This window comes from Pseudolactococcus hodotermopsidis, assembly GCF_011170085.1.
GTDB lineage: Bacteria > Bacillota > Bacilli > Lactobacillales > Streptococcaceae > Pseudolactococcus > Pseudolactococcus hodotermopsidis.
Genome location: NZ_BLLI01000001.1, coordinates 65,288 through 81,630 on the forward strand (window position 1 = coordinate 65,288; position 16,343 = coordinate 81,630).

Here is a 16,343-nt window from a genome sequence, read left to right on the forward strand (position 1 = left end):
CTTATGAACGTTTAGATAGGACTTCTGCCTCGTATTTTTTCACTTCATCAAACCACGCCAGACCAACTGGCACGCCCTGAGAGTCACAAAAATAGTCCCAGATAGCGCCAAATGGCAGGTCTTTATATTCTTCCGTCAAAACTAAGCGACTGGTAAAATCAAAAGCCAGCTCCAATTGTTTCAACGCCTCTGTCGGCTCAAGGAGCGCTTTTAGCAAGGCTTTTTGCGCATTACGAACACCGACAACCCAAGCAGCCACACGGTTAATCGTCGCATCAAAGAAATCAAGCCCAATCGCTGTCCGCGCAAGCAAGCCGCCACGAACAATTTCTTTCATGATTTCTTGCAACTCATCGTCCATGATAATCACGTGATCGCTGTCCCAACGAACAGGACGGCTAACGTGGAGCATCAACTTATCAGAAAAAAGTGCCAAACTTGAAATCTTGTTTGAAATGACTTCTGTCGGATGATAATGCCCTGCATCCATGAGAATTGTCTTGTTCCGTGTCAAACCGTAGCCCATGTAAAACTCGTGACTCCCAACCGTATAAGCCTCGCCACCAATGCCAAATACCTTTGATTCCATTGTATCAATGACGTAGTCTTCCGAAATTTCTTCAGTAAAGATTTCATCATAAGCAGTCATCAGACGTTTGCGAGGCGCTAAACGGTCAATCGGATTATCCTTACTACTATCTGGCACCCAAAAATTATTATAGGCTGGCTGCCCTAATGCCTGACCAAAATATTCAGCAATTTTTCTGGAACGTTTGCCGTGTTCGATCCAAAAATCGCGAACTTTTTTATCAGGATGTGCCAATGTATAATTATCTTGATACATGGGATGACTGAAAAATGTCGGATTGAAATCTAACCCTAGCCCCCTCTCTTTTGCCCAAGCCACCCATTTTTCAAAATGTTTGGGTTCAATTTCATTCAAATCAACTGCCTCATCAGTATCTAGGTAAATGGCGTGCAGATTGAATTTGTGCTTACCTGGAATCAACGAAAAAGCCTTGTCAGCATCTTGTCGCAACTCCTCAGCTGTGTGTGCAGCACCTGGATAATTGCCAGTCGACAAAATACCACCACTTAACTCGCCATCTGGATTCAAAAATCCCTTAACATCATCGCCTTGCCAGCAGTGCATTGAGATTTTCGTCTCTGCTAATGTTTCTAAGGCTTTGTCAACATCAACGCCAATGCCCTCATAAATGCTTTTTGCTGCTTCAAATCTTTCTTTTACTGTTGTCATTTGTTTCCTCTCCATTTGACATAATTTTCAAAAATTGCTTGATTCATTATTTGTGGTTCATAAGTCCTTATCTCAAAGGAATTTTTCACTGCTGCACGAGCTTGTGGTAAATTGTCAAATGCTTTCATAGCAAGCATTTGCATGATAATATTACCAATTGCCGTTGCCTCACTAGGTCCTGCTTCAACCTTGATACCTGTCAAATTTGCCGTCAATTGATTGAGCAGATGATTATTTGCACCACCACCAACAATGTGCAAACAAGTCATCTGATAACCAAGTAATTTTTCAAGCGCCGCCAATTCAAAAGCATAACACAGAGCCAGATTATCATAAATCACGCGCGCAATTCCTCCTGCCGAAACTGGACTGTTTTGCGTCTTTTCAATGCAATAGTCCTTAATCGTCTCAATCATATTCAACGGATTAAGAAAACGTTCGTCATTTACATCAATAAAACTCTTAAAAGGCGTGTGCGAGCTTGCAAGTTCAACCAACTTACCATAGCTGTGAATGTAGCCCTGATTGCGCGCAACCTCCTGAATCAGCCACATCCCCATAATATTTTTGAGAAAGCGCGTTGTGCCATAAGCGCCCCACTCGTTGGTATAGTTAGCACAAAAAGCATTCTGCGACACATTAAAATGATGTGTTTCAACACCGAGCAAGGACCAAGTTCCGCTACTGATATAAGCCTCATGCTTATTTTTTAAAGGTGTACCAAGCACCGCAGAAGCCGTGTCATGACTAGCAACCGTGATAAATGTTGCCTCTGGCAAATCATAATCGCTGAACTTGTCCGTCTGCAAAGCACCTAAAATATGTCCCGAATCAACCAACGACGCAAATAAATCTTCAGTTATATTCAGAATTTTCAGAATTTTTTTATCCCAAGTTTTGGTCGTCACATTTAACATTGCCATGGTAGAAGCATTTGTTTTCTCACAAACCATTTGTCCCGTAAAAACATAACCCAAATAATCTGGAATCAACAATAATTTATCTGCTTGTTGCAATTTTTCACGATTTTCCACAAAAAGCTGAAAAACCGTGTTAAATGCCAAGATTTGAACACCTGTTTTTTGATATAAAAACTCAAGTGGCATTTCTTTGGCAAATTTCGGTAACACCCCTTCAGTTCGGTCGTCCCGATAGGCAACTGGCTCTGAAATCAAGTCGCCATTTTTATCTATCAAGCAATAATCAACCGCCCAAGTATCAATACCAACCGTACAAATTTCAATGCCACTCTGTTTAGCTTTTTGTAAACCAAGCAGAATTTCTTGGACAAGATGGCCAATATCCCAACAAGCCAAGTCATTTTTCAAGCGAAAACGATTCTTAAAACGATGAATTTCTTGGAGCGATAATTTGCCACTTTCCCCCAATTCACTCAGCATCAATCGACCACTTGACGCACCAATATCCACCGCTATATATTTATTTTCCAACATTTTCCTTTCTCAACGCTATATTTGTCAACATAAATTAATGATAACGCTTTCTTTATCCTTTTTCTTTAAACAATATTGTGGTATAATTGCACTATCTTGGTAATTTATTTTTCCAAGCTGGAAAGAGGTGCTAACATGCCTTATTGGGAGAAAGCCAATCATTCGTGGACAAAAGATTCCACGCGTTATATTCTGACGCCTTCGCAAAAAACGAGAGATTTATTTTATTATATTCAAGAAATTGGTCATTTTAAGGCTGAACAGCCCTATTATACGGAGCGTGAAAATTTGCCGTCTTTTCTGATGAAATTTACACTATCTGGACAGGGATTACTGCGTTATCATGGCAAGGACTATGTTCTAAGGGCTGGCGACGTTTTTTTCATTGATTGCGACCATTATCAGCATTATCAAACAATAAGTGACTGTCCTTGGGAAATGGTCTGGGTGCATTTTTCGGGTAGTAAGACGGCACGACTGTTTCAAGAATATTTTAGAGACAAGTCGCCTGTTTTTCACACCAAGTCAGCACCTCATGATAATACGATTAACCTCATTTTAGAACGTTTACTTAATTTGCAGACAGCACCAAATGCTAAAACAGATTATCAAAATTCGATTTTGTTGCACGAATTGCTCAATGAACTGATTTTACAAAAATATCAACTTGATTTCACAGATGAAGAGATTCCGCCGTATGTGATTGATTTGAAAAATTATTTGGATGAACATTTTAAGTCAACGTTGACTTTAGAAACGCTGTCTCATCACTTTCATCTCAATAAATATCAGCTCAACAAGGAATTTTCCAAATATATTGGCGCACCACCGATTGATTATCTGATAAGTAAAAAAATGTCTCACGCAAAAGATTTACTGCGTTATTCAAAAAAATCGATTAAAGAAATTGCCATTGATATTGGCATTGAAAATGCTGCTTATTTCAGCCGTTTGTTCAAGAAGAAAACTGGCTTAACAGCAAGTGATTATCGGAAAATCGGTTAAAAAACCATGTTGAACACTACCGCTCAGCATGGTTTTTTTTATTTATTTTTAATCTTCTCAATAAACGTCTGATTGATAAACAAGACAAATGCCACATAGGCGCTCGGTAAAAAGAGCAAGGTGAAAAATGGCTTCCACTCAAAACTCGTCCAAACTAGCGCTAATAAGGCAAGACTGGCTAGAAATAAAGGAAAATGTTTCACAGAATAGTAAAAATACCATTTAAGTTTTGCTTTAAAAGTCGCAACATTCAAACCATTTGCCGCTAAAACTTGTTCAGCCATGGCGATGAAGAAGGTCAGAATTCCCAAAATAAGCACTGGAATAGTCATTGTCAAAGCGAAATGACTTTTGACAAAGATAAAATCAACAATCAACACGCTAGCCATAGCTGACAAACTTGCCCGCCAAGCCAATTTTTTGAGTGATAAATTTTCTTTTAGCACCGCAAAAAGTTTTGGCAAAAAGCCAGTTTCTTGCTTGTAAAAAAATTTCTGCACCATTTGAAATACGACCGCAACAAGACTTTGGAGGTAAATACTGCCGACAAGTAATAAACCTAGAAGTCCTAGCACATTTTGTCCGATAAGAACATAGGCGACGGCTATCGGTATCAATAAGCCAACAAAAATCAGATTTATCAGCAAAATAGTATAGACACCCAGAAAAATTTTATAGAAAATCTTATCTTGAATCTCAACTTTCCGCTTTGTTTTCACATTTTCAATTGCCATTTAACACTGCTCCTAGCGTTTATTTCACTTGCTCAGCCCAACGTTCTGGCAAATAATCTAAGGTATTTTTAATCATCTCGTCAACCAAGTCAACGACTTCACTTTGTGTCAAACGATTTTTAATCGCAGGTTCGTTCAAGAATGCGCGGACAACCAATTCTTTGTTATAGGTCGTTGCAGCCTCCAAAATATAGGCTTGATTTTGCACATGTGGCTCTTCCAAGCGCGCCACGGCCTCTGGTAACTCACCTGCAAAAATCGGCCGAATAGCATCTTGCTCAAAAATCGCATTAGTCTCAACTACCGCATCAGCTGGGAAATTTGAGATTTGTTTGCTCGTATTTAAAATATTAACATTACTTACCATACGTGTCAAGCCACAGAGCGCCTTAATCAAAAGAATCCCTTCCTCGCCAGACGGCTCAATCTTGACCGCCTCCTCGCCAGAAACAAGGCGATTGCTCTTTTCAATGCGTTCTTTCAAATCACCCTTGCGCCAGTCAACTGTCGTAATCTCAATATCCCAAGATTTTATTTTGTCAAGGTCTTTCAGATAACGGTCACCTGGCATAAACTCGACTAAATGGCGGTCACCTGCTGCGGCAATCAAGCCGTATTGTTTAAAGAGATCAAATTTCACACGATTTTTACTTGAAAAGCTCGAATTTGCCCAATGTTCCGTATTGTCCACAAAACCGTCATCAAAGTTTTTCTCGATAAATTCTTGATAAATTGGCAAAAGATTAAACCCACGATAGCTCGCATAATCAAGCCATGTAAAATGGTTAATCCCCATTACATTGGTAAAGATTTCAGAACGATCAACATTTTCCAAACCAAATTTTTCTTCAACAATACTTGCCAAGATTTTTTGCGTGCCGAAAACCTCGTGACAGCAACCAAAAGCTTTAATTTCTGGGAAAGTATGATATAATGTTCTTACACAAACACTCATCGGGTTGGTATAGTTGACAACCCAAGCGTTTGGACAATAGGCTTTGATGGCGTTTGCAATGTCAACAAACATCGGAATCGTCCGCAGATTGCGAATCATGCCACCAGGACCAACCGTGTCGCCAACTGTTTGGTAAACACCATATTTTTCGGGCGCATGCACATCAGATTGCATCTCGTCAAATGTCCCAGGCAAGATTGAAATGACCACGAAATCAGCACCAGTCAAGGCTTCTGCAATCGTTTCAGTTGCAATATAGTCCCATTTACCTTTTGCCTCAGGCATGGCAGTGATTTTATTGCCAATCACTTCATTTTTCTTGGCAGAGTCAAAATCAATGTCGTAGAGTGCCAAAGTCCCACTCATCTGTTCTTCGATTGCCAAGTCCGTCATAAACGTCCAAGCCCAACCACGCGAACCACCGCCAATATAGGCGATTTTAATGTCCTCAACTTTATCTTTTTTTTCTGTATATTTCATGCGTTTATATACTCCTCATCTTTTAATAGTTTAGTAGGTAAATCTAATTTGGAAAATCAAAAATTTTACAGCGAGTTCTTAATGGTCGAACATTGCACACGTGAACACCCGTTCGCCATGACCTATAATCATTCCCATAAAGAATCCGAAATTTATTTATTGCTTGAAGGTAGTGGCGAATTATTCCTAAATTCTGCCGTCTATCCTCTAAATGCCGGCTCACTCGTCTTGATTGACAAAGACCAAGTTCACAAGACAAATATGATGAAATGTAATCATCATGAACGCATTTTGATTGAATTTGACACGTCTTACTTTGAAAGCGCTATCAGCGGTGCAAGTGGCATTTCTCTGCAAAAATTTTTCAATGGCTTTTTTGGTGTTATTCAGCTTGACGACGAGATGTTCCCGCTCATCAAACAGCTTTTGCTCGCCATTAACAAAGAGGTTGCGACCAAAAGTTTCAAGCACCATAGCATGCTCGTTTTGCTGATGACTCAGTTCGTCATCCTTACCATGCGCTATGTTGAGCAAAATCCTTGCGCCTACACCTGTCCGTCCAAGAAAGAGGCGACACACCGCATCACGACCGAGGCCATTGCCTATATCAAGCAAAATCTCCAAAACGAACTCTCGCTTGACTCGATTAGTCATGAAGTTTTTGTCAATAAGTCTTATTTGTGCCGTATTTTTAAAGCAACGACTGGGCTTTCTGTCCATGATTATATCAATAATGAACGCATCAAAATTGCTAAATCACTACTTGCAACAAGCGACGATAGCATTGAAACCATCTCAGGCAAATGTGGTTATAGTAACAAGTCTTATTTTGAACGCGTTTTCAAAAAACATATGGAAATTTCGCCTTACAAATATCGCAAACATCTCAAACTCTCGCAAGACACCGCCCGTCGCATCAATCACAATGATAATTTTTATAAAATGTAAAGTGCATTGTTTACAGTTTCTTACCCTTTCAAACCACTTGTACTAATCCCCTCAACCAAATACTTGTTAAAAACTAAGAAAATGATGAAAACAGGTAAGAGTGACAGTGTTGACATGGCAAACATAGCACCGAAGTCTGTCCTTGAACTCGAGTCAGCAAACATTTTCAGCGCCAATGAAACCGTATAACTCTGCGGTTTGTTGAGATAAATCAGTGGTCCCATGAAATCATCCCATTTCCAATAAAATTGAATGATAATCGTCGTGACAATCGCTGGTTTCAGCAAAGGGAAAATGATTTTGGCAAAAATTGAATATTTGGTACACCCATCCATATAGGCTGCCTCGTCCAATTCTTGTGGAATACTGACCATAAACTGCACCATTTGATAGATGAAGAAAGCCTGTCCAAACCAATGAGGCAAAATCAGTGGAATATAAGTGCCAACCATACCCAATTTGTTGTAAATGATATATTGTGGAATCAGGATAATTTGCCCTGGAATCATCATTGTCGCAAGCATAACAGCGAACCAAAAACCTTTAAATTTGAAGTTAATTCGTGTAAAGGCATACGCCACACAAGCCGAACTCAGCACCGTGCCAAGCGTTGACAAACTTGTCACAATCAGCGAATTTTTAAAGAAAGTGCCAAAAGTAATCCCGCCAAAACCCTTCCAACCTGTCGCAAAATTCTCCCAACGCCAAGCTGGCGGAATCAAATTCAGCGACCCTGTGATAATTTCCGAGTTATTTTTCAGTGAGCCAGTTACCATCCAAAGCACAGGATAAATCATGCACAAACCAAAGACGATAATAAAAGCATGTAGGAAAATTTTCCCTAGTTGTTTTTTTCTAGTCATTTTCGTCTCCTTCCTATTGGTCGTAGCTGACCCATTTATTTGATGTTTTAAAGATGATAATCGTGACAAGACTCATGACCACTAGCATGACCCAAGACATTGCGCTTGCATACCCCATATCGTAGTATTTAAAGGCTTGATTGTAAACATACAACGCATAGAAATTGGTCGAATCTGACGGACCACCTTTGGTAATGACAAATGCTTGTGTAAATGCCATAAAGGCTGTAATTGTTTGCATAACCAAGTTATATAAAATAACAGGAGATAATTGTGGAATGGTAATTTTATAAAACGATTGCCATTTATTTGCGCCGTCCATTTCAGCTGCCTCGTAATAAGAATTGGGAATTTCTTTCAAACCAGCTGCGAAAATAATCATGGAAGAACCAAATTGCCAAACTGACATGAGAATCAGCGGAATCATTGCGATTTTCTGATCACCAAACCATGATAAACTCTTCAAACCAATGCTATTGAGCAAAATATTAATCAGACCATTTCTTGAAAAAAGTTCTTTCCAAACCAAGGCAACGGCGATACTGCCGCCAATGAGCGACGGCACGTAGTAAAGCGAGCGATAAAAAGTAACACCTCTAATTTTTCGTGTCAAGAGATAAGCAACAAAGAGGGCAAACGCCAGTTTTAAAGGCACTGACACGACCACATAAATCGCAGTTACCTTGACAGAATTAAGGAAACGCATATCCGTCAGCAAGCGTAGATAATTTTTCATGCCCACAAGTGACGGCACATTTACCAAACGATAATCGGTAAACGAATAATAAAATGACACACACATGGGAATAAATGTGATGAGCAAAAATCCGATAATAAATGGCGCTGAAAAGATGTAGCCAGCCACATTATCTCTGTTCAGAAAGGTTTTGATTTTTTCGCCTGTTGAGATTGTCGGCGGTTGCGCTTTCTGATTTAATTGAGTAGCACTCATATGATATAACCTCCTTTAGAATGTTGAGGCGGCTGTTCTGAATCGTCTAAGAACTAGATTCAAAAATCCGAGATTCAACTTTTATTGCAACTCTTTTTCTGAAATTTCAAAGAATACAGGATGTTCTTTTTCACGTTCATTTGGCTGATGTAGCGTAAACATGAGCTTGTCGTCAAAAGTTTTGAAAACCATGCCATGTCCACCGTCATCTGAGAAAAATAGGTCATCATGATTCGTAAAATTGCCTGTAATGTCTTGATTGTCACTGATAGCAATTGCTTCTAAGTAGCTTTCGCCAACCAATGATGACCAAAACATGATAAGTTCGTCATTTGACAAACGGTAGAGATAAGGCCCATCAGTTACATAACGTTTAGCATTTTTGGGTGCCCATTTGGGACTGCTTGCCGCAAATAAAGTTTCTGGCGTGCCAATCGTCTGCCGTAAATCTGCCGATAAACGCACGCGACAAATGGTGCCGTCTGTGATTTGTTGCCATTCATGGCAAAATACGAGCCATGGCTGTCCCGCCTTATCCAAGTAAAACGTACCGTCCAAACACATCCACTCCTTAGGTGTCAGAGCGCCGTCGCTATGCGGTGTAAATGGTCCAGTTGGCGAATCGGCGACCAATACCATTGTCCCACGATTAAAGTCTTTACCGATAAATGTCGCAAACATGTAAAATTTTTGCTGATAAACGTGAACTTCGGGTGCCCAAAAGTCTTGGTCGCCCCAAAAACCGTCACGATAGCGAAAAATTTCTGTCGGCTCAGACCAATTTTCAAGGTCAGTCGACTCGTAAACGTCGAAACCGAGCGTTGACAAGTCATCGGGCTGCGACCAGCAGTTATAAGCCCGCGTGCCGTACATATAGTAAACGTTTTCATAAGGCAAAACGAACGGATCACGAATGTTAATGTCTTTTAATTTCAATGCTTTATCTTTCTAATCTAGTTTTTAGTAAGGAAATGGGCTGATATTTTCAAATGCGACTTGCCAAGTGCCGTCTTTTGGAATACCTGGCAATTTTTCAGAAGTCGGATAGCCCGCCACCATTAGCGTTATCGCAAGTAACAACGAACCATTTCCTGGCAAATATGCTGGCAAATCAGTTCGTTTTTCTTGGTAATTATGACCATTTGCCACATAGTGATTTTTCGTTGTGTCTTGTAAAATCGCAGCCATAGCACGCTCGGGTTGCCCCAAACGCGTTGCTGCCATGGCATTGACACCGAAATCCCACCCCCACATCGAATCAAAATGCCAATCTGCTAAAACCTTATCCAAGGTCTGATTAAAAGCATTTTCATTTACTCGGTCATTTGGAATCAAGCCATAAATACCAAGCATAGCAGGATGATCTGTCATAAAATCGGGAAAAGTCGTGGGGCAATTTTCATGCGCCAAATATAAATTTTCCTTAAGTGACGGTTTGGCAATTTTCTGATAAACAGTCTGCCATTTACCTGCGATTTCCGTTTGATTCAAGCGTTTTGCCCAGTCAATCGCTAATGACAAACCAAAGCGCCAGTATTCTAGCTCAAATGTCGGATTGACAACGGTTGTCGGCTCAAACTCCTCTTGACTTGGCACAATCGGTCCTAACAACTCATATTGCCCTTTTTCCTCATGCCACTGAAAGAAATCTATCATGAAATCTGCCGTTCCTGCGACAACTTCCCAGTATTTATCGAGCAATTCTTGATTTTTTGTCTGACTGTAACTCAATTCTAGCATGTATAAAATATGTGGCTGTTGCCAAATAATCAAGGGATTGATTAAAGACGGACTCTCCAGCGCCGTTTCACTAACCATTTTCGGCCAACGCAAGCCCTTATAGCCATTAAAAGCCGCATTTTCACGCGCCTGCGCCAGATGATCAATGTACCAAGTCAAACTTTTTTCAAGCAAATCTGACTTGTGCCAAAGTGGCAGATAAGCCGCATGCCAGAGGTGCATTTCCAGATGAAATTTACCATACCAACTGTTACACATGAGACCTGTTTCTTGCGGTGGCAAATCGCCTGTGCAATTTACTGCCAATTGATATTGCGACAACACAATTCGCCGTTGCAATTCGCTTGCTTGGTTATTTGTTGATCCTGTAAAGTCAATAAAACCAACAGTCTGCCAAAAATCTGACCATTTTTCAAGAGAATTGGCATAAATATCTGCCGTTTCAAACGCTAACACACTAGGTTCGACGTCTGAGAACGATAGGCTGAAAGCCAAATCTGCCTTATCACTAGCCAAATGCCACGTGTGGCGCTGAGTTTGCGTGAGCCTCAGCTCGTCGCCCAAAACCTTGACATAGTAGGTTGTCGCGTCAAGCTGACACTTGAAAATGGTCGCATGAGTAGTTTTAGCGAAGATTTCAGTTGTATAATCATGCGAAGTTGCCAAATCCATGCCCGAAATTTCAGGCGACGGATAAGGAAAAACTAGCTCAATCTCTGTTTTACCAGCACTTTTAAAACCAATCGTATCGGTTTTATCATCGCTAAAAGTTTCAACATGGTAGCTTTTGCCAGCAATTTTATAACGACTTTCGACAACGCCAGTTGCCAAATGTAGCGTTTGCTCAACATCTGAAAGTTCACTTATCTCAGGCTTGACACCACCTACAAGTAAGGCAACTTGAATCAAATTCATACGGTGCGGATTTTGTCGCAACCAATTATAAACGACTTCATTGCCCATTTTCGGCTCAACTGGATAAGCGACCTTGCGACCATTAAAGTCAAAAGTCGTCATAACCAAATCAGCCAACGTGTAGCTGTCAATTTCGCTAGACACAGGTGTTGCATGCCAGCCCCACTGCGCCATACAACACAAAGGAACATGGTGTTGCGTGTAAGTTTCATTAAAAGTCTGAAAACCCGTCACATCACAATAGAAGGCGATTTGTCCATTGCCAACATTTAACGGCGATTTAAAATCAACCGCTGTCAATTTCGGACTATAAGCTTGTAAAATTTTCTTACGTTGAATCATGATAAACCCCATAAACAAGTCAACTGTTAGCTATTTTCATCTAACAGTTGAACTGATTGTTTTATTTTTCGCCTAATTGTTCTTTAGCAAAAGCATATAAATCTTTGGCTGCTTTTGCAGGTGTTGTTTGATCATACAAAACTTGTTCCAACAAGAGTTTGTATTGGTCTTCGATTGCTGCATTGGCAGGAGATTCGATTGGATTGCCTTCTCCTTTGTCAAATTCGCCGACTAAGTCAATGTAGTTATAGACTTCTTGCATATTTTCATCAGCTGTTTTTGTCAATTCTTCACGTACTTTATCATCAATCGGCACACCACGCTCGCCGTTCAAGATTTTATTCGCCTCGATATTTGTTTCAAAATAAGAGATAAATTTCGCTGCCTCTTCTTTGTGCTTAGAATTTTTCGCCATTGACAACATTTGTGATGACATCATGCCGCCACCAGGCACATCTGCTTTCGTCTTAGGCAAAGTCATCATCTTGATTTCACGACCAGCCGCTGTCCGCAAGGCTTGCAATTGATTTGCCGCAACCCAAGTCATCGCAGCCTCACCAGTCACAAGATAATCACCTTCAATATCTTTGATTTCTTTAATGGCTCCTGGGTCAGGATAAGCACCCGCATCCACCAAATTTTTACGCATTTCAAGATAAGGCACTAACAGTTTCGGATCTTTGAATCCCATTGTTTTAGAGTTCGTCTCAGTTGAGAAGAAATTGTTGCCACCACCAGTTTGCGTGATTGCCATTGTTGCTGTTTTGAAATCGTCAAAGTTTGAAAAACCAAATTGACCTGTTTTGTCATGAATCTTCAGACACATTTCCTCAAAATCAGCCCAAGTCCAGTCAGGTGTTGGTTCATCCAAGCCAGCTTTCTTGAACATGGCAGGGTCGTAAGCGATACCGTAAGCACCTACACCATTTGAAATGCCCCATTGCTTACCGTCTTGTTGCGTTGTTGCTAAATAACCCTCAGAGATATTTGAGGTATCAATCAAACCATCCTTGATATATTGGTCAAGCGGTTCAATACTATCAATAAATGCGGGGAAGTTGCCGCCCATTTGAAAAACATCCCAAACCGTTTTAGACGCTGCCAAAGTGTTGAGTTTTGTCAAATAACCGTCCATATCATAAAATTCGTATTCAATATCAACTTTGGGATTTTCTTTTTCGTACATTTCAATAACTTTTACAGTCGCATCATGACGCACTTGCGACCCCCACCAAGCCATTGAAATTTTCACTTTGCCATCCTTGTCGCCACTAGCATCGTCAGCTTTTTTGCCACCACAGCCAGTTAGTAATGCGCTAACTCCAAGTGCGGCAACTGCTGCACCGATTAGCAACTTTTTGCGTTTTAACATAAATAATTCCTCCTAAATTGATTGAATTTTCATTTTCTGTCGACTTCTTTATTATACGTGAAAACGATTTCATTTGTCAATGGAGTTTGTTTATTTAATGAATTTAAGTAAGAAATTCTCAAAAAATACACAATATTGACTTTAGATTTTGAAATAAAAAATGACCTTAAAAACTTATTTAGCCTATTTTTCATACATCTCAATCACTTATCACACCGCGCTTGTGACCCCACCAAACCATGGAAATTTTTACCCTATCTCCCGTTTTAGCCGCAACTTTCGTCTCTTCCTTTTCGCCACTGCGCCCTGTCAGCATTTTACATTATTGACTAAAAAAACTATCTGATTTTCAATCATGAAAAACAGATAGTTTAAATTCTTACATTAAAAGCCAAAATACTCAGTCGCATTTTGATAACTGACACGCGTTACCAAATCGCCAAGCAAAACCTCATCTTCAGGTACTTCCCCACGCGCAACGATTTCTCCGATAAATTCGCACAGCACGCGACGGAAATATTCATGACGTGTATAAGACAAGAAACTACGCGAATCAGTCAACATGCCAACAAAATTGTAAAGCACGCCACCGTCTGCTAATTGTGTTAATTGATTACGCATACCAGCACGCGTATCATTGAACCACCAACCAGAGCCAAATTGAATTTTGCCTGCCACTTCTTTTTGGAAACAGCCCATAAGCGCAACCAAAACTGGCCAATCAGTTGGATTGAGCGAATATAAAATCGTTTTTGGCAATTTATCTGCAACTTCCGCACGGCTCAATAATTTTTGCAAAGGAATCGTAATTGACAAGTCATTGATACCATCATAACCAGTGTCAGCTCCCAAATTTTCAAAACCAGCCTTGTTACAATTGCGATAAGCATGAATATGCAGCTGCATCGTCCAATGCTTGTCCGCATACATCTCAATCAAACGTGACAACGTTTCCGTGCGATATTGACTGATTTCAAGGTCAGTCAATGCCTCGCCACGTAAAGCTTTCTGATAAATATTCTCCAAAGTTGTCGTATCTGTGGCATCATAAGTCAAGACATCAAGCGCATGGTCAGAGAGACGACCGCCCTGTTCATGAAAATAAGTTACCCGAGACTCAAGTGCTGTTACCATTTTTTCATAAGTATCAAGCACCCCACCACTCACTTTTTCAAGCTCTGAAAGCCACGCCTGAAAGCCCACTTTGTCAATATTGAGCGCCTTATCAGGACGATAAGTCGGCAAAACTTTGAAACGTTGCTCGGTTTTAGCAAGCTCTTGATGAAAATGCAGGTCATCAATCGGATCATCTGTCGTACAAATCAGCTTAACATTTGAATGATGGACAATATTGCGCCGACTAAAAGCTGGACTTGCAAGTTTTTCATTGACCGTCTCCCAAATCGCTTTGGCATTGCTTTCATTGACCAACAACTCACAACCAAAAAAACGTTTCAACTCCAAATGTGTCCAAGAATAAAGCGGATTGCCAACAATTTTCGGTACCGTTTGACACCAAGCCACAAATTTCTCATAATCAGTCGCCTGACCTGTAATCAATGCCTCATCAACACCACAAGCTCGCATCAAACGCCATTTATAATGGTCGCCAGCCAACCAAGCCTCCGTGATATTCTTGAAATTTTTATCCTCAAAAATCTCCTGTGGCGACAAGTGACAGTGATAGTCAATAATCGGCGATTTAGCAGCATAATCATGGTACAACTTTTTCGCCCAATCAGTTGAAAGCAAAAAATCATCATTTAAAAACATTTTATATCCTTCTTTCTTTTTATTAAAGTGTCACACCATTCTTAAAAATGGCAATTTCACGTGTATCATTCATCTCATTACGCGTTTCTTCCCCACTTGCCACACGGATAATTTTAGCAATAAAGTCGTTCAAAACCTCCGTCATTGGTCGTTCTAACAGCACACCCGCATTGAAATCGAGCCAATGTCCTTTATTTTCAAACAGTGTGTTATTTGTCGCTACTTTCAAGGTTGGCACGTAAGCGCCAAACGGTGTCCCACGCCCTGTCGTAAACAGCACCATTTGACAGTCCGCTGATGCCAAGGCTGAGCTTGCCACCAAGTCATTGCCCGGTGCCTCTAGCAAACTCAACCCCTTAACACGAATTTTCTCGCCGTATTTCAGCACATCAACCACCGCTGACGTCCCCGACTTCTGCGTGCAACCCAAAGATTTATCCTCCAAGGTCGTGATGCCGCCCTCTTTATTGCCGGGCGACGGGTTTTCATAGACTGGTTCGCCGTATGAGGCAAAATAATGCTTGAAATCATTGATAAGATGTACCACTTTTTCAAAAACGTCAGCAGTCGCAGCTCGATTCATGAGAATTTGCTCAGCACCAAACATTTCAGGCACTTCGGTCAAAACAGTACTACCGCCCTGTGAAATCAAGAAATCAGAAAATGCCCCAAGCAACGGATTCGCTGTAATTCCCGACAAACCGTCAGAACCACCGCATTTCAAGCCAATTTTCAATTCTGACAATGGAATCGTTTCGCGCTTATCATCAATTGTCGCCTCGTATAATTCTTCCAGCAAGTCAACGCCCACTTGAATCTCATTTTTTACCTTTTGAGCAATCAAAAATTTGACACGAGACTGATCATAAGCCCCCAATTTTGCCTTAAATTCCTCAATCGTATTATTTTCACAACCCAATCCAAAGACAAGAACAGCACCTGCATTAGGATGCATGACCGCATCAATCAGCACCTCTTTCGTATTTTCGTGGTCATTGCCAAGTTGCGAGCAGCCATAAGGATGTTTGAGAATCGTGATATTGTCAAATGCCCCTAAATCAGGATGTAAGGCTTTAAATTCCTTGATAATCAACTCAGCAATTCCATTGACACAGCCAACCGTTGGCACAATCAGCAAATCATTGCGAATGCCGACCTTACCATTCTCACGACGATAACCTTGAAACGTCAAGTCAGACTTCGGATAAGTCGTCTGATGTAACTCTGGCGTGTAAGCATAGTCCAGTTCGCCAGACAGATTCGTCTGACAGTTATGCGTATGAATCCAGCCCCCTTGCTTAACCTCAGCAGTCGTATGCCCAATTGGATAGCCATATTTGATGACATTTTCATTTTCAGCTAAATTCTCTAATGCCATTTTATGCCCTTGCATAATCGGTTCTTGCGTGATGATTTCAACACCACAAACAGACAATTTCTCGCCCTTTTCAATCGGACGTAACGCCACGACAACATTATCACGGGCGTTTAATTTAATAAAAGTTTCCACCGTTTTTATAATCCTTTCATAATCTAATTTTAATAATCTAGT

Annotated in this window: 13 protein-coding genes; 2 read left to right on the forward strand and 11 right to left on the reverse strand. The window is 40.6% G+C overall.

From position 1 onward, the window contains the following. Window position 1: 1 nt before the first annotated feature. Together rhaA and rhaB are read right to left on the reverse strand one after the other, a co-directional pair. Complete coding sequence (gene rhaA, locus Hs30E_RS00330; RefSeq protein ID WP_172207064.1) at window positions 2-1,258, reverse strand: L-rhamnose isomerase; 1,257 nt, start codon at window positions 1,256-1,258, stop codon at window positions 2-4. Then, window positions 1,255-2,709 (reverse strand): rhamnulokinase, encoded by a 1,455-nt coding sequence (rhaB, locus tag Hs30E_RS00335; protein ID WP_371864122.1) that lies wholly within the window; start codon window positions 2,707-2,709, stop codon window positions 1,255-1,257. The genes rhaA and rhaB overlap by 4 nt, the downstream gene beginning before the upstream one ends. A gap of 138 nt (window positions 2,710-2,847) precedes the next feature. On the opposite strand from rhaB, the gene Hs30E_RS00340 reads away from it, so the two are divergent. Beyond that, on the forward strand, window positions 2,848-3,717 hold the full coding sequence (locus Hs30E_RS00340; RefSeq protein ID WP_172207067.1) for a helix-turn-helix domain-containing protein: 870 nt from the start codon (window positions 2,848-2,850) through the stop codon (window positions 3,715-3,717). Window positions 3,718-3,755: 38 nt separating this feature from the next. Here Hs30E_RS00340 and Hs30E_RS00345 read toward each other — a convergent pair whose 3' ends face one another. Then, window positions 3,756-4,451, reverse strand: a complete 696-nt coding sequence (locus Hs30E_RS00345) for a hypothetical protein (RefSeq protein WP_172207069.1) — start codon at window positions 4,449-4,451, stop codon at window positions 3,756-3,758. Between the two features lie 19 nt (window positions 4,452-4,470). Beyond that, entirely contained in the window at window positions 4,471-5,886 is a 1,416-nt protein-coding gene (locus Hs30E_RS00350; RefSeq protein WP_172207071.1) for a family 4 glycosyl hydrolase, read from the reverse strand. Window positions 5,887-5,934: 48 nt separating this feature from the next. Between Hs30E_RS00350 and Hs30E_RS00355 the strand changes: the two genes are divergently transcribed. Beyond that, a complete protein-coding gene (locus tag Hs30E_RS00355) occupies window positions 5,935-6,834 on the forward strand; it encodes a helix-turn-helix domain-containing protein (RefSeq protein WP_172207073.1) in 900 nt (299 codons plus the stop codon). A gap of 20 nt (window positions 6,835-6,854) precedes the next feature. On the opposite strand, the gene Hs30E_RS00360 is transcribed toward Hs30E_RS00355, so the two are convergent. The 7 genes from Hs30E_RS00360 to Hs30E_RS00390 form a co-directional block, all read right to left on the reverse strand. After that, entirely contained in the window at window positions 6,855-7,697 is an 843-nt protein-coding gene (locus tag Hs30E_RS00360) for a carbohydrate ABC transporter permease (protein ID WP_172207075.1), read from the reverse strand. 13 nt (window positions 7,698-7,710) lie between these two features. Then, on the reverse strand, window positions 7,711-8,649 hold the full coding sequence (locus Hs30E_RS00365) for a carbohydrate ABC transporter permease (RefSeq protein WP_172207077.1): 939 nt from the start codon (window positions 8,647-8,649) through the stop codon (window positions 7,711-7,713). Window positions 8,650-8,730: 81 nt separating this feature from the next. Continuing rightward, window positions 8,731-9,585 carry a glycoside hydrolase family 43 protein gene (locus tag Hs30E_RS00370; RefSeq protein WP_172207079.1) on the reverse strand — a complete coding sequence of 285 codons (855 nt, stop codon included), beginning with the start codon at window positions 9,583-9,585 and terminating at the stop codon, window positions 8,731-8,733. 24 nt (window positions 9,586-9,609) lie between these two features. After that, a complete protein-coding gene (locus Hs30E_RS00375; RefSeq protein ID WP_172207081.1) occupies window positions 9,610-11,646 on the reverse strand; it encodes a glycoside hydrolase family 65 in 2,037 nt (678 codons plus the stop codon). Between the two features lie 61 nt (window positions 11,647-11,707). Further along, window positions 11,708-13,018 (reverse strand): ABC transporter substrate-binding protein, encoded by a 1,311-nt coding sequence (locus Hs30E_RS00380; protein WP_172207083.1) that lies wholly within the window; start codon window positions 13,016-13,018, stop codon window positions 11,708-11,710. Between the two features lie 384 nt (window positions 13,019-13,402). Then, window positions 13,403-14,791: a glucuronate isomerase gene (uxaC, locus tag Hs30E_RS00385; protein ID WP_172207086.1), complete on the reverse strand. Its 1,389-nt coding sequence runs from the start codon at window positions 14,789-14,791 to the stop codon at window positions 13,403-13,405. 22 nt (window positions 14,792-14,813) lie between these two features. Beyond that, window positions 14,814-16,301, reverse strand: coding sequence for a UxaA family hydrolase (locus Hs30E_RS00390; protein WP_371864121.1), 1,488 nt, complete (start codon window positions 16,299-16,301; stop codon window positions 14,814-14,816). Between the last annotated feature and the right edge of the window lie 42 nt (window positions 16,302-16,343).

Coding starts and splice junctions, on each gene's coding strand:
- rhaA (WP_172207064.1), bottom strand. CDS start 1,258: ATGACAACAGTAAAAGAAAGATTTGAAGCAGCAAAAAGCATTTATGAG.
- Hs30E_RS00340 (WP_172207067.1), top strand. CDS start 2,848: ATGCCTTATTGGGAGAAAGCCAATCATTCGTGGACAAAAGATTCCACG.
- Hs30E_RS00345 (WP_172207069.1), bottom strand. CDS start 4,451: ATGGCAATTGAAAATGTGAAAACAAAGCGGAAAGTTGAGATTCAAGAT.
- Hs30E_RS00350 (WP_172207071.1), bottom strand. CDS start 5,886: ATGAAATATACAGAAAAAAAAGATAAAGTTGAGGACATTAAAATCGCC.
- Hs30E_RS00360 (WP_172207075.1), bottom strand. CDS start 7,697: ATGACTAGAAAAAAACAACTAGGGAAAATTTTCCTACATGCTTTTATT.
- Hs30E_RS00365 (WP_172207077.1), bottom strand. CDS start 8,649: ATGAGTGCTACTCAATTAAATCAGAAAGCGCAACCGCCGACAATCTCA.
- Hs30E_RS00375 (WP_172207081.1), bottom strand. CDS start 11,646: ATGATTCAACGTAAGAAAATTTTACAAGCTTATAGTCCGAAATTGACA.
- Hs30E_RS00380 (WP_172207083.1), bottom strand. CDS start 13,018: ATGTTAAAACGCAAAAAGTTGCTAATCGGTGCAGCAGTTGCCGCACTT.
- uxaC (WP_172207086.1), bottom strand. CDS start 14,791: ATGTTTTTAAATGATGATTTTTTGCTTTCAACTGATTGGGCGAAAAAG.